The organism is Mesorhizobium hunchu (assembly GCF_040081975.1).
Classification (GTDB): Bacteria; Pseudomonadota; Alphaproteobacteria; order Rhizobiales; family Rhizobiaceae; genus Mesorhizobium; species Mesorhizobium hunchu.
The window spans coordinates 132,916-146,482 of sequence record NZ_JBEBMG010000001.1 but is presented as its reverse complement, the minus strand read 5'-3'; the positions used below and the strand labels follow the sequence as shown (position 1 = coordinate 146,482).

The following is a 13,567-nucleotide window of genomic DNA, read 5'->3' as shown; positions in this document are numbered from 1 at the left end:
ACATGCGCGCGGGCCTCACCTCATCGGTGGTCTTGCATGCCGCGGTGCTGGCCTTCGGCCTGTTCACCCTGCGCGCGCCGTCCGCTTTCGACGTGAGCGACGTGGAGTCGCTGCCGGTCGACATCGTCCCGGTGGAATCGATCACGCAGATCCAGGAGGGCGACAAGAAGGCGACGATGCGCGAGCAGGCGGCGCCGACGCCGACCAAGCGCCCCGACATCGTGCCCGATGCGCAGAAGGCCGGCGACAACAGCATCGACACCGACAAGCCGCCGACGCCCGAGGACAAGCCGAAGCCGGTGCAGTCGGCCGATGCTTCCGCGCCGGCGCCCGAGCCGAAGGAACAGCCCAAGCCCGAGGACGTGCCGAAGCCGAAGGAAGAGCCCAAGCCGGTCCCCGCCACGGAGGTCGCTCCCAAGCCGGCGCCGAAGGAAGAGGTGAAGCCCGATCCCGTCAAGGAGCCGGACCCGGCGCCGCAGCCCGTCAAGCAGCCCGAACCCGCGCCCAAGCCGGCCGAGCAGAAGGCGGCCGACGCCCAGCCGCTGCCCGACAAGCCGGACCCGATCGCCCAGACCATCGACGCCCAGCAGCCGGAGGAAAGCGTCAGGCTGCCCGACACGGCCCCGGCGCCGCAGGCCAAGCCGAAGCCGCAGGCGGCGCAGGCCGAGACGGCCAAGGCGCCGGACCACAAGGATTCCGACAAGCCGTCCAAGGAGGCGTCGTCGCGGCCAAAATCGGACGACAAATCGCTGGACGACAAGATCGCCGCGCTGCTCAATAAGGAGAAATCCGCCGGCGGCGGCGCCAAGCGCTCGACGCAGCAATCGGCGCTGGGCGGCGAGAAGAACACCGGCGGCAACAAGCTTTCACAGAACGAGATGGACGCGCTGCGCCAGAAGCTCGGCGGCTGCTGGAGCATTCCCGCCGGCGTCGACGACGCCGACACGCTCAAGGTTTCGGTGCGGTTCCGGCTCGACCGCTCGGGCGAGCTGGAAGGCCGCCCGCAGGTGGTCAAGGGCGGCGCCTCGTCAGGCCCCGCCCGAACCGCGGCTGAGTCGGCGGTGCGGGCGGTGCAGAAATGCGCGCCCTTCAATCTTCCGGCCGACAAATACGACACATGGTCGGAAATCGTGGTCAATTTCGATCCGAGCGACATGTTGAACGGATTCTAAAACTCTCAGGCCCGCCCCTCACAGCCCGCCAGAAAACGAGGCTCACGCGATATGAAGAAATTTCTTGCCACCCTCATGATGATCGGCGCCGTCGCCACCGGCTTCTGCGCGCTCGCCACGCTGCCCGCCCGCGCGCTGGTCGAGATCAACGTCAACAAGGGCACGATCGAGCCGCTGCCGATCGCCATCACGGATTTCCAGGGCGAGGGGCTGGGGCCGGAAATATCGGGCATCGTCGAGGCCGATCTCAAGCGCTCCGGCCTGTTCGCCCCGCTCGACCACGGCGCCTTCATCGAGAAGATCTCCAATCCCGACATGGCGCCGCGCTTCGACGACTGGAAGGTCATCAACGCGCAGGCGCTGGTCACCGGGCGCGTCTCCAAGGAGGCGGACGGACGCATCCGCGCCGAATACCGGCTGTGGGACACCTTCGCCGGCCAACAGATGGCAGGCGAGCAGTTCTTCGCTAACGACGCCAACAAGCGCCGCATCGGCCACATCATCGCCGACGCGATCTATGAGCGCCTGACCGGCGAGAAGGGCTATTTCGACACCCGCGTCGTTTTCATCGACGAATCCGGAGCCAAGAACGCGCGCAAGAAACGGCTCGCCATCATGGACCAGGACGGCGCCAATGTGCGCTACCTGTCCAACGGCTCGTCCATCGTGCTGACGCCGCGCTTCTCGCCGAACCGGCAGGAAATCACCTATATGTCCTATGAGGGCGGCCAGCCGCGGGTCTACCTGCTGCAGATCGAGACCGGCCAGCGCGAGCTCGTCGGCAATTTCCCCGGCATGACGTTCGCCCCGCGCTTCTCGCCGGACGGCCAGAAGGTCATCATGAGCCTGCTACGCGACGACGGCAATTCCAACATCTTCGCCATGGACCTGAGGAGCCGCACCACCACGCGGCTGACCAACTCGACGGCCATCGACACCTCGCCGTCCTATTCGCCGGACGGCTCGCAGATCGTCTTCACCTCGGACCGCGGCGGCGGCAGCGGGCGCTCGCAGATCTACGTCATGGGCGCCGACGGCTCCAACCAGCACCGCATCTCCTTCGGCGACGGCGTCTATTCGACGCCCGTCTGGTCGCCGCGCGGCGACCTGATCGCCTTCACCAAGCAGTCGGGCGGGCAGTTCCAGATCGGCGTCATGAGGACGGACGGCTCGGGCGAGCGCATCCTTTCGACTGGCTTCCAGCAGGAAGGCCCGACCTGGGCGCCCAACGGCCGGGTGCTGATGTTCTTCCGCGAAGCGCCCGGCTCGGGCGGCCCCAAGCTGTTCTCGATCGACCTGACCGGCCGCAACGAGCAGTCGATCCCGACCGCCAACTTCGCCTCTGACCCGGCCTGGTCGCCGCTGCTCGAATAGAGAGGGCCCTGCCGTCCACTATACTCGAAAAGGGGCCGTTTGTGGCCCCTTTTCATGGCTTGGCCGCGTTTTGGCCGTATTTAAGTCTAGGGTCCGCGCCAAATACGACGATGGCCCATACAGCGGGCCATTGAATGGAGCTTCCTCGGGGGACGTCTTCGGGATGGTGGGCGAAACCGAATTTTAACCGTGTTTCTTGAGCCCCGGTTAACCCAAACGTGGTTACTGAGAGTTCAACGAAATCATTCGAATGCGAAGGAGAGGCGGCATGCGCCGTATCGCAAAACTTGCAGCAAATCCGGTCATGATCGCGCTGGTGGCATCGCTGGCGATCGCGGGCTGCGCGTCCAAGAAGATGAACAGCGCGGCCGATCTCGGTCTCGGCGGCGCCGGTAGCGCCACGCCCGGCTCCTCGCAGGACTTCACCGTCAATATCGGCGACCGCATCTTCTTCGACACCGATTCCTCGGCGATCCGTTCCGATGCCCAGCAGACGCTGGCCCGCCAGGCCCAGTGGCTGAACAAGTACAGCCAGTACCAGATCGTGGTCGAGGGTCATGCGGACGAGCGCGGCACGCGCGAATACAACCTCGCGCTCGGCGCTCGCCGCGCCGCCGCCACGCGCGACTACCTGATTTCGCAGGGCGTCTCCGGCAACCGCCTGAAGACGATCTCCTATGGCAAGGAGCGTCCGGTGGCCGTCTGCGACGACATCTCCTGCTGGTCGCAGAACCGCCGTGCCGTCACCACGCTTTCAGGCGCCGGCAGCTGAGTTCGCGCGGGCCTGAAGCGGCCGCGCCGCAAAATTGCAACATCGGTTATGAAAAGGCGGCCTCAGGGCCGCCTTTTGCCTGATTGCAGGCCATAAACAAAATTTGGCCGAAGTCTCGCGTCCTGCTAAAAGCCGAGCCGGCTGGGCTGTGGGCGGATCGACCCGTCGTGACCCTGCCGCACGATCATCGAACGGCTTTTGATTTCCGAGGCGCGAAGCATATGCACTTTCGAACACTCCTCAGCGGCACGCTGGCAGCACTGCTCGTGTCCGCCATGACGATCCCGACCGTCCAGGCCGGTTCCGGCAGCGACGCCGATTCCGGCTTCTCCTTCCATCTGCCGACGCTCGGCGTGTTCGGCGGCGACGGCAAGAAGGAAGAGCCGCAGACGCAGGTCGCCCAACAGTCCAACGGCGTCGGCACGGTCGGCATCGAGGACCAGATCCGCCAGATGAACGGCAAGATCGAGGAACTCAATTTCCAGATCCTGCAAATGCAGGAGCAGATCCGCAAGCAGCAGGAAGACAACGAGTTCCGCTTCCAGCAACTGGAAGGCGGCGATCAGGGCAAGCAGAAGAAATCGGAGGCGACCGAGCCGACCGCCAGGAAGGTCGCCGAGGCGCCGGCGCAACCGGTCGACAACGGCGCGCAGACGGCATCAGCCGCGCCCGGTCAGTCCGGCCAGTCGACCGATGAGATCGGCGAGGTCATCATGGATTCGGGCGACGGCGCTCCCGGCAAGGCGGGCCGGGGCATGCCGCCCAAAACCTTCGGCACCATCACGGTCGACAAGAACGGCAACGTCGTCGATGCCGGGCAGGGCGCGGCGTCCGCGCCGGCGCAGCCGGCTGCGGTTTCGCAGGACAACGACACCCAGGACGGCGGCACGCAGGGCGCGGGCGCACAGGACGGCGGCACGGTCGTCGCCTCGCTGCCGCCGACCGACAATGCCGACGAGCTTTACCGCAATTCCTACCAGTTCATCCTGTCGGGCGACTACAAGACCGCCGAGCAGGGTTTTCGAGATCACATTTCCCGTTTCCCGAAGGATTCCAAGGCACCGGACGCGCATTACTGGCTGGGCGAAGCGCTGCTCGGCCAGCAGAAATACCGCGACGCGGCCGAGGTGTTCCTCGCCGCCTCCAAGGACTACCCCAAGGCCAAGAAGGCGCCCGACATGATGCTGAAACTCGGCGTCTCGCTTGTCGGTCTCCATCAGCGCGACGTCGCCTGCGCGACCTTCAGCGAGATCGGCAAGCGTTACCCCGACGTTTCCGGTGCGCTGAAGTCGCGCATCAAGCAGGAAGAGGCCCTCGCATCGTGCTGACGCGCGACGCCGGTTTCGATCTCGCGTCAGCAGCCTTCTCGTCCTTCGATTTTTCCGGCGGCGCCGTCGTGGCGGTCTCCGGCGGCAGCGATTCAACCGCTCTTCTTCTTCTCCTCAAAAAGCATTTCGACCGTTTCCATCCCGCGGCATCCCTGCTTGCGGTGACCATCGACCACGCGTTGCGCGCGGGTTCTGCCGCGGAAGCCGCCGCCGTCGCGGGCTTCTGCGCGGTTCGCGGCATCGCCCATCGCACGCTTGTCTGGACCGGACCGAAACCGGATACAGGCTTGCCACAGGCCGCGCGCGAGGCGCGCTATCGCCTCCTGGCGCAGGCCGCCAGCGAGGCCGGCATCGCGCTGGTGGTGACAGGGCATACCGCCGACGATCAGGCGGAGACCGTCCTGATGCGGCAGGCCCGCAGCGCAGACGCCGGCGAACCGGGTCTCGCAGGCATGGCGCCGGCGACGCTGCACGACGGCGCGACCTGGATCGTGCGCCCGCTGCTCGGCTGCCGGCGCGAGGCACTGCGCGGCTGGCTGCGGAGGCAGGACGTGGCGTGGTTCGACGATCCGACTAATGCTGACACGCGCTTCGAGCGATCCCGGGTGCGGGCCGATCGGGAGCGGACAGCCGCGCCCGTGGAAGAGATGCTGGCACTCGCGCAGGCCGCCGCTCGCCGGCGCGTGGACCTGGGGCGACGGGCCGCCCTTCTCATCCGCGATCACGCCGCCTGTCCGGTCGCCGGGCTGGTGCGGCTCGATCCGGCCTTCGCCGACGTCGCCGACCGAGAAGCCGCGCGGCAAGCCCTGCGCATCCTCTTGGCCGTGATCGGTGGCACGACCTTCCTGCCGCCGGGGGGCAAGACGGAGGCAGCCCTTGCCGGTCTGGCTGCAGGCGGGAGGCGCGCCACATTGTCGCGATGCGTGGTCGATCGCAGACGTTCCGGCGTCTTCCTGCATCGCGAAAGACGCGGCCTGCCGGTACCGTGCCATGCCGTGCCGGAAATGGTCTGGGACGGCAGGCGGCGCATCACGTTTGATGGCGGCGGCTCCGAAACGGTGATCGAACCGGCGGGGCCGGCGGTCAACGGAATTGTCGCGAAAGCCGCGCCACCGGGCTTGATCAGGGCGGCTTTGTCGGCGGAACCGTCCCTAAGGCGGAGAAAAGAAGGCTCCGACGTGCCGCAGGGTGACGATTTCTTCCGTGCCGAGCCTGTCTTGGCACCCTGGCGGTCGTTCCTGCCGAGCTTCGATCTCGCCCCGGCGCGGGCGGCCGCAGCCCTCATCGGTGCGTCGGCCATTCCCGATCCGCCGTTCTGCGGTTCCATCGGCTTCGAACCATAGTCCAATGCTTAACCGCTTCATGCTGTTGTGCTTGGCAAGGAGTGGCGCTCTCCCTATGTTAGCGTGGAAACCTTCCTCACGACGCGCGCCCGGTTTCGGGCGCCAACGGGAACCTAAATGAATCCGAATTATCGCAACCTCGCGCTGTGGGCGATCATCGCGGTCCTCCTCATCGCCCTGTTCAATCTTTTCCAGGCTCCGCAGACGCGCGGGGCGTCGCGCGACATCGCCTATTCGGAGTTCCTGCAGGACCTGTCGGGCGGCCGCGTCAAGGCGGTGACCATCGCCGGCGACCGCATCACCGGCTCTTATGTCGACAATTCCACCGGCTTCCAAACCTATTCGCCGGGCGATCCGACGCTGGTGTCGCGGCTCGAGGACAAGAACGTCACCATCAACGCGCGGCCCGAAACCGACGGCTCCAACACGCTGTTCGGCTATCTGATCTCGTGGCTGCCGATGATCCTCATCCTCGGCGTGTGGATATTCTTCATGCGCCAGATGCAGTCGGGGTCCGGGCGCGCCATGGGCTTCGGCAAGTCGAAGGCCAAGCTGCTCACCGAGGCGCATGGCCGCGTCACCTTCGCCGACGTCGCCGGCGTGGACGAGGCCAAGGAGGATCTGGAGGAGATCGTCGAGTTCCTGCGCGATCCGCAGAAGTTCCAGCGCCTCGGCGGCAAGATTCCGCGCGGCGTGCTCCTGGTCGGCCCGCCCGGCACCGGCAAGACGCTGCTGGCGCGCTCGGTCGCGGGCGAGGCCAACGTGCCCTTCTTCACCATTTCGGGCTCGGACTTCGTGGAGATGTTCGTCGGCGTCGGCGCCAGCCGCGTGCGCGACATGTTCGACCAGGCCAAGAAGAATTCGCCCTGCATCATCTTCATCGACGAGATCGACGCGGTCGGCCGCCATCGCGGCGCCGGCCTCGGCGGGGGCAACGACGAGCGCGAGCAGACGCTGAACCAGTTGCTGGTCGAGATGGACGGCTTCGAGTCCAACGAATCCATCATCCTGATCGCCGCCACCAACCGGCCCGACGTGCTCGATCCTGCCTTGCTGAGACCAGGCCGATTCGACCGCCAGGTCGTGGTGCCGAACCCCGATATCGTCGGCCGCGAGAAGATCCTGAAGGTGCATGTGCGCAACGTGCCTCTGGCGCCGAACGTCGACCTGAAGACGATCGCGCGCGGCACGCCCGGCTTCTCTGGTGCGGATCTGATGAACCTCGTCAACGAGGCGGCCCTGATGGCGGCGCGGCGCAACAAGCGCCTCGTCACCATGGCCGAGTTCGAGGACGCCAAGGACAAGATCATGATGGGCGCCGAGCGCCGCTCCTCGGCCATGACCCAGGCCGAGAAGGAGCTGACCGCCTATCACGAGGCCGGCCACGCCATCCTGGCGCTCAACGTGCCGTCGGCCGACCCGCTGCACAAGGCGACCATCATCCCGCGCGGCCGAGCCCTCGGCATGGTCATGCAGCTTCCCGAGGGCGACCGCTACTCGATGAGCTACAAATACATGATCTCGCGCCTTGCCATCATGATGGGCGGCCGCGTGGCAGAGGAGTTCAAATTCGGCAAGGAGAACATCACGTCCGGCGCCTCCTCCGACATCGAGCAGGCGACCAAGCTGGCACGCGCCATGGTGACGCGCTGGGGCTTCTCCGACAAGCTCGGCCACGTCGCCTATGGCGACAACCAGGAAGAGGTCTTCCTCGGTCATTCGGTGGCGCGCCAGCAGAACATCTCGGAAGAGACCGCGCAGATCATCGACGCCGAAGTGCGCCGCCTCATCGACGATGCCTATTCGACGGCCAAGACCATCCTGACCAAGAAGAAGAAGGACTGGGTGGCGCTCGCCGAGGGCCTGCTGGAATACGAGACGCTGTCCGGCGACGAGATCAAGCAGTTGCTCGCCGGCAACAAGCCGTCGCGCGACCTTGGTGACGACACGCCGCCGAGCCGCGGCTCGGCCGTGCCGAAAGCCGGCGCCGCCCGCGGCAAGAAGAAGGGTCCGGAGCCGGAAAGCGGCATGGAACCCCAGCCGCAGGGGTGAGGAGTGGTCGGCCCTATCAGGGCCGACGAAAAGCCCCCTAATGGGCTTTTCGAACGACGAACGCCCGGAGCCATAGCGGAGGGCCGGCCGCCGGTGGTCGTAGAGCACCGACGCAAAGCGCCGGTCCCCGAACATCCTTGACCGTCGGTGGCTTCACCAAGGGTTCAGGCATGGATCCTCGGGTCTGCGCTGGGTCGCTGCGCTCCTTGCTTCGCCCGAGGATGACGAACTCCGAGGGTCACGCCCCTCGTGCCGCCGGCCCCATGCCGTAGGCTTCGCTGCGTTCGACCGCGCGGTAGAAGTCGGCGAGCTGCTTGCCGCGCTCCGGCTTGAAGCTGTGGCCGGGAACGACGATGGCGCCGATACGGTCGATGCGGAAGGCGCGGAAGTCGTCGCGCATCTCGCACCAGGCGACCAGCGTCCACACCTTGCCCCAGAACCACAGGCCGAGCGGTCGCACGTCGCGCTGGGTGGAGCGGCCGGCCTCGTCGCAATAGCCGATGTTGAGCACCTGCCGCTTTTCCACCGCGCGCTCGATGAGGTCGATGTTGACGCGGGCTTCGTCGCTGACCACCCACATGGGCGTGTGGATCTCGGTGCGGGCGATGCGGTCCTTCTCGTTGTCGGGCAGCACGGCGCCGATCTTGACCAGCGCCTCGTCGGCCGCGCGCGCCATCGCCGCCCCGCCGAAGGCGCGCACCATGCGCGCTCCGGCGACCAGCGCCACGATCTCGTCACGCGTGAACATCAGCGGCGGAAGGTCGAAGCCTTCCCGCATCATGTAGCCGACGCCCGCCTCGCCGTCGATCGGCACGCCGGTCGATTGCAGGTCGGCGATGTCGCGGTAGATGGTGCGCTCGGAAACCTCGAGCCACGCGCCCAGCTTCTGGGCCGTGACCAGCCGGCCGCCGCGCAGGTGCTGGACAATCTGAAAGAGCCTGTCGGCACGTCTCATCGTGTGATCCCTCGGCGTCGTCGACGGCCCCGCTCCCGTCATGCGCCCCCGACACTCTATCGCACGACCCTCCTGACAGCATATTGTCAGGAGGGTCCGACGCGATCGGCCGGTCGCTGGCCTTGCTATGTGGGACACCCATCGTATCGATCCAAGAGTGACGCCGAAAAGAAAAAAGAATCAGCCGTCGAACCCGTGTCGCCGTCCATAGCGGTCCGGCCAGCCGATATCGGCCCGCATCTGCGGGGAAAGGCTGCCCAGCATGCGTTCCGTCCGGATTTCGTTGCGGATGGTGCGGATCCTGCCGGCGTAGTGCCTCATGGCGGCGAGAAGCGAAAAACGGGACATGGCGGCCTCCTTCGATTGAACCGCCGCAATATCGCATACCCCTGCTGACAGCAGTCCGTCAGGATGCGGAGCGGCCGCTCGCATATTGCCCGGATGGCAGGACCGTGATCGCAATTGCCGCCGCGCCGGCGAACTGCCGCGACGAGGACGCCGGAGCGCGGGAACGGACGGCAGGACGCCGTTGGCCGGAACCTGTCAGTATCTTCCGGCAAGATGGCTTTTCAGCCGCTCGATCTCGGTCTTCGGCCAGCCGGACGCCGTCACCTGCGCCCAGGCGTCGATGTAGTTGCCCGGCGCGTAGACATGGCCGTGGCCGATCGGCGCGGTGGTGGCGATCATCATGTCCACGGCCAATTGCAGGAAGGTGACGATGGGATACCAGCGCAATTGCGGCGAGACGTCCTGGCCGCGCGGCGCCTTCATCCAATCCGGCTCGCGGTAGAGCGAATGCGTGTCGAAGAACACGATCGGGTCGCTCGGATATTGCAGGTAGACCACGCGCATCGGCCCCCAATGTGCGCCGGGAATATCGAGCGCGTCCTGCAATCCGGTGAAGCGGATATAGGAGCCGTCGTGGAAGCGCGGCAGCCATTGCGGGGTGCCGGGGTCTCGCCCGGCCACGGCCCAGTTCCAGATGCGGCTCGGGAAGGGCGGCCCTGCCCACAGGGCGCCCTGATAGGGGTCTGCTAGCACCTCGAACAGTTCATTCGACTGCTCGGAACTGAGCGCGCCGAGGCTGAGACCGAAAAGATAGAGCCTTGGCCGATGGTCCTTCGGCAGCTTCGTCCAGTAGCCGTAGATTTCGGAAAACAGCGCGCGCGCGCTTTCCGCGCCGTAGCCGGGCTCGACGAAAAGCGACAGCCAGCTCGCCAGGTAGGAATATTGCACGGCCACGGTGGCGACGTCGCCGCCGCGCAGATATTCGACCGTATCGACGCCGGCGGGGTCCATCCATCCCGTGCCGGTGGGCGTCGCGACGATCAGCGTCGAGCGGTCGAAGCCGCCGGCGCGGATCAGCTCGCGCAGCGCCAGCCTCGCCCGGTCCCGCGGGCTTTCGCCGGAGTGGAGCCCGACATAGACGCGAACGGGCTGTTTCGCCGGCCGGCCGGTGAAGGCGCCGATCTCGGCGGCCGTGGGGCCGGTGGCGACGTAATCGCGGCCCATCCGCCCGAGATCCTGCCAGCGCACCAGCGAGGCCGCGCTGCCGGTCTTCATCGGATCGTCCGGCGGCACGGCATCGGGCGGTATCAGGCTGTCCAGCCGCTCGAACGAGCTATCGGCGACCCGCAGGGCGTAGCGGAACAGAAGGCCGTCCGCTGCGGTCCAGAACAGAACGGCCGCAATCGCCGTTCCGATCGCATAGGCCGTGCGGATCGGCATGACGCGCTTGAGCGCATCCGAAATGAGAACCAGGGTGAGCCGGAACAGGCGCGACAGCGCCAGCAGGACGAGGAAGGTCAGGAGCGCGATCGCGCCGACCTCCAGCGGATGCCCGGTGTCCACCGGCGTGAGCCCCATCAGGGCGCGGATCGAGTTCTGCCATCCTGCCGCGCGCCAGAGAAAGACGGCGACGACGAGCGCGCAGACGAGGACCGCCGCCAGGTTGGTGATGTGACGCAGTCTGCGTTTCGGCGCGGGCAGCTCCAGAAACCGCCACAGCCAGCGCCAGCCGACGCCAAGCGCATAGCCGATCGAGAAACACAGGCCCGACAGCACGCCCTGGATGAGAAAGCTGCGGGGGATGAGGCTCGGGGTCAGTGAGGCGGCGAAGAACAGGGTGCCGAGGCAAAGGCCGACGCCCGAGAAGGAATGCCACAAGCGCAGGAGGAGGTGTCGTACCAATCGCAAGCCCTTCCATGCAGTCCAACGGCCGCGCGCGACCGCAGGAGATGGATCGCCAGACTTATACAGGGCGCGGATCGATTCAACAGTGCAGTGCGGCTATCGCCAAGCAGGCACTCTCATGATCCGCCTTGTCGAGCCGAAAGCGCCGCGGCGATTTCGTCCAGGATCGCCGGATCGTCTATGGTGGCGGGCATGGCCCATTCATCGCGGTCGGCAATCTTCTGCATGGTGCCGCGCAGGATCTTGCCCGACCGCGTCTTCGGCAGGCGCTTGATGACAAGCACGGTCTTGAAGGCGGCGACAGGCCCGATGCGGTCGCGCACCAGCGCGACGGCCTCCTTCTCGATCGCGATCTCCTCGCGGGCCGCTCCGGCGTTGAGCACCACGAAGCCGAGCGGTACCTGCCCCTTCATCGCGTCGGCCATGCCGACGACGGCGCATTCGGCGACGTCGGGATGCTCGGCCAGCACTTCCTCCATCGCACCGGTGGACAGCCGATGGCCGGCGACGTTGATGATGTCGTCGGTGCGCGCCATGACGAACAGGTAGCCGTCCTCGTCGATCAGCCCGGCATCCGCCGTCTTGTAGAAGCCGGGGAATTCTTCGAGATAGGCCTGCCGGAAGCGTTCGTCCGCGTTCCACAGGGTCGGCAGGCTGCCTGGCGGCAGCGGCAGCTTGATCACGACATTGCCGAGCGTGCCTTTCGGCATCTCGTGGCCGGCATCGTCCAGCACGCGCACGTCGAAGCCGGGCATCGGCACGCCCGGCGAGCCGTATTTCACCGGCAGCATGCCGAGACCTACCGGGTTCTGGGTGATCGGCGCGCCGGTCTCGGTCTGCCACCAATGATCGATAACCGGCACTTTTAGCACCCGCTCGGCCCATTTGATCGTCTCTGGATCGGCGCGCTCGCCGGCAAGGAACAGGGTGCGGAATGTCGACAGGTCGTATTTCGACACGAAGGACCCCTGCGGATCCTGGCCCTTGATGGCGCGAAAGGCGGTCGGCGCGGTGAACAGGGCGGCGACGCCGTGGTCGGCGATGACGCGCCAGAAGGTGCCGGCGTCGGGGGTGCCGACCGGCTTGCCTTCGAACATCACCGTGGTGCAGCCATGCAGCAGCGGCGCGTAGACGATATAGGAGTGGCCGACCACCCAGCCGACATCGGACGCCGCCCAGAAGACCTCGCCCGGCCTGACGCCGAACTCGTTCTCCATCGTCCATTTCAGCATCACCATGTGGCCGCCATTGTCGCGGACGACGCCCTTGGGCTGGCCGGTGGTGCCGGAAGTGTAGAGCACGTAGAGCGGGTCGGCGGCCGCGACCGGCACGCAGTCGACCCAGGCGCCGGCGGCCCTTTCGCGCGCCACCTGGTCGGCGAAGTCGAGGTCGCGGCCGGGCGTCAGCTCGCAGGCGAGCTCGCCGCGCTGGAGGATCAGGCAGCGGTCCGGCTTGTGGCCGGCCATGTCGATCGCGCCGTCGAGCAGCGGCTTGTAGGGCACGACGCGGCCGGGTTCGAGGCCGCAGGAGGCGGAGACGATCAGCTTCGGTCGGGCGTCGTCGATGCGGGTGGCGAGTTCGCGTGCCGCGAAGCCGCCGAACACCACCGAATGCACGGCGCCGAGCCGCGCGCAGGCCAGCATCGCGGTCATGGCTTCCGGCACCATCGGCATGTAGATGATGACGCGGTCGCCTTTTTCGACGCCCTGGTTCTTCAGCACCGAGGCCAGCGCCACCACTTCGCGTTGCAATTCGCGGTAGGTGAAGCGGCGGACTGCACCGGTCATCGCGCTGTCGTGGATCAGCGCGAGCTGGTCGGCGCGCCCGTTCTCGACGTGGCGGTCCAGGGCGTTGAAACAGGTGTTGCAGGTGGCGCCGGGAAACCAGCGGCCGTAAACGCCGGCGGCGGCATCGAAAACCGAGTCGAAGGGCCGATACCAGTCGATCGCCTCTGCCGCCTCGGCCCAGAAGGCATCGGGATCGTGTCGCCAGCCTTCATGGACCGTGTGATAGCGTGACGTCATTCGACCCTCCCTGTCGCGACTGCCTGGGACGGTTTTAGCGCCTGACCGGCGCAGGCGTCCACCTGACTAAGGGCGGATGCGGCAGAGCCGCGCAGCAACGCTTTGACAGGTGCGCGCGGCAATGCTCAAAGGCGGCATGTCGAAAGCGCTCGCCCTCGTCATTCTCGGCCTGATGGCCGTCCATCTGATCAAGCCGCTCGGCTGGCCGGGCCTGCGCCGCCGCAAGGATTTCTGGAAGCTGGCCGTCCTGGCGCTGGCGGCGATCACGCTGACCGCCGCACTGTCGCATTGGGCGTGACTTCAGGGCCATGCCTCCTTCCTGCGTCGAAGGAGGCACCCGACCGCGGCAGTGAT

General features: G+C 66.7%; 11 protein-coding genes. 7 read left to right on the top strand and 4 right to left on the bottom strand.

Going from position 1 to position 13,567, the window contains the following annotated elements; translation table 11 throughout:
* The first annotated feature begins 2 nt into the window (after nucleotides 1-2).
* The 6 genes from ABMA46_RS00740 to ftsH all read left to right on the top strand — a co-directional run bounded on the left by ABMA46_RS00740 (nucleotide 3) and on the right by ftsH (nucleotide 8,041).
* Entirely contained in the window at nucleotides 3-1,172 is a 1,170-nt protein-coding gene (locus tag ABMA46_RS00740; RefSeq protein ID WP_348997373.1) for a hypothetical protein, read from the top strand.
* Between the two features lie 51 nt (nucleotides 1,173-1,223).
* Nucleotides 1,224-2,546: a Tol-Pal system beta propeller repeat protein TolB gene (gene tolB / locus ABMA46_RS00735; RefSeq protein ID WP_425475667.1), complete on the top strand. Its 1,323-nt coding sequence runs from the start codon at nucleotides 1,224-1,226 to the stop codon at nucleotides 2,544-2,546.
* A gap of 268 nt (nucleotides 2,547-2,814) precedes the next feature.
* Nucleotides 2,815-3,318 (top strand): peptidoglycan-associated lipoprotein Pal, encoded by a 504-nt coding sequence (gene pal, locus ABMA46_RS00730; RefSeq protein ID WP_348997372.1) that lies wholly within the window; start codon nucleotides 2,815-2,817, stop codon nucleotides 3,316-3,318.
* 221 nt (nucleotides 3,319-3,539) lie between these two features.
* A complete protein-coding gene (gene ybgF, locus ABMA46_RS00725) occupies nucleotides 3,540-4,646 on the top strand; it encodes a tol-pal system protein YbgF (protein ID WP_348997371.1) in 1,107 nt (368 codons plus the stop codon).
* On the top strand, nucleotides 4,640-5,989 hold the full coding sequence (tilS, locus tag ABMA46_RS00720; protein WP_348997370.1) for a tRNA lysidine(34) synthetase TilS: 1,350 nt from the start codon (nucleotides 4,640-4,642) through the stop codon (nucleotides 5,987-5,989). Before ybgF ends, tilS begins: the two co-directional genes overlap by 7 nt.
* A 117-nt stretch (nucleotides 5,990-6,106) precedes the next feature.
* Nucleotides 6,107-8,041, top strand: coding sequence for an ATP-dependent zinc metalloprotease FtsH (gene ftsH / locus ABMA46_RS00715; RefSeq protein ID WP_348997369.1), 1,935 nt, complete (start codon nucleotides 6,107-6,109; stop codon nucleotides 8,039-8,041).
* A gap of 238 nt (nucleotides 8,042-8,279) precedes the next feature.
* Here the strand turns inward: ftsH and ABMA46_RS00710 are convergent, their stop codons facing one another.
* From ABMA46_RS00710 to ABMA46_RS00695, 4 genes are all read right to left on the bottom strand, one after another.
* The gene (locus ABMA46_RS00710) at nucleotides 8,280-8,996 is read right to left on the bottom strand and encodes a helix-turn-helix transcriptional regulator (protein ID WP_348997368.1); all 717 of its coding nucleotides are present in this window, start codon (nucleotides 8,994-8,996) and stop codon (nucleotides 8,280-8,282) included.
* Nucleotides 8,997-9,176: 180 nt separating this feature from the next.
* On the bottom strand, nucleotides 9,177-9,344 hold the full coding sequence (locus ABMA46_RS00705; RefSeq protein WP_348997367.1) for a hypothetical protein: 168 nt from the start codon (nucleotides 9,342-9,344) through the stop codon (nucleotides 9,177-9,179).
* A 195-nt stretch (nucleotides 9,345-9,539) separates the two neighbouring features.
* Complete coding sequence (locus ABMA46_RS00700; protein ID WP_348997366.1) at nucleotides 9,540-11,186, bottom strand: alpha/beta hydrolase; 1,647 nt, start codon at nucleotides 11,184-11,186, stop codon at nucleotides 9,540-9,542.
* A gap of 119 nt (nucleotides 11,187-11,305) precedes the next feature.
* On the bottom strand, nucleotides 11,306-13,213 hold the full coding sequence (locus ABMA46_RS00695; RefSeq protein ID WP_348997365.1) for a propionyl-CoA synthetase: 1,908 nt from the start codon (nucleotides 13,211-13,213) through the stop codon (nucleotides 11,306-11,308).
* Between the two features lie 121 nt (nucleotides 13,214-13,334).
* Between ABMA46_RS00695 and ABMA46_RS00690 the strand changes: the two genes are divergently transcribed.
* Nucleotides 13,335-13,511 carry a hypothetical protein gene (locus ABMA46_RS00690; protein WP_348997935.1) on the top strand — a complete coding sequence of 59 codons (177 nt, stop codon included), beginning with the start codon at nucleotides 13,335-13,337 and terminating at the stop codon, nucleotides 13,509-13,511.
* Nucleotides 13,512-13,567: the final 56 nt, after the last annotated feature.

Coding starts and splice junctions, on each gene's coding strand:
- ftsH (WP_348997369.1), top strand. CDS start 6,107: ATGAATCCGAATTATCGCAACCTCGCGCTGTGGGCGATCATCGCGGTC.
- ABMA46_RS00710 (WP_348997368.1), bottom strand. CDS start 8,996: ATGAGACGTGCCGACAGGCTCTTTCAGATTGTCCAGCACCTGCGCGGC.
- pal (WP_348997372.1), top strand. CDS start 2,815: ATGCGCCGTATCGCAAAACTTGCAGCAAATCCGGTCATGATCGCGCTG.
- ABMA46_RS00695 (WP_348997365.1), bottom strand. CDS start 13,213: ATGACGTCACGCTATCACACGGTCCATGAAGGCTGGCGACACGATCCC.
- ABMA46_RS00690 (WP_348997935.1), top strand. CDS start 13,335: ATGCTCAAAGGCGGCATGTCGAAAGCGCTCGCCCTCGTCATTCTCGGC.
- ybgF (WP_348997371.1), top strand. CDS start 3,540: ATGCACTTTCGAACACTCCTCAGCGGCACGCTGGCAGCACTGCTCGTG.
- tolB (WP_425475667.1), top strand. CDS start 1,224: ATGAAGAAATTTCTTGCCACCCTCATGATGATCGGCGCCGTCGCCACC.
- ABMA46_RS00740 (WP_348997373.1), top strand. CDS start 3: ATGCGCGCGGGCCTCACCTCATCGGTGGTCTTGCATGCCGCGGTGCTG.
- ABMA46_RS00705 (WP_348997367.1), bottom strand. CDS start 9,344: ATGTCCCGTTTTTCGCTTCTCGCCGCCATGAGGCACTACGCCGGCAGG.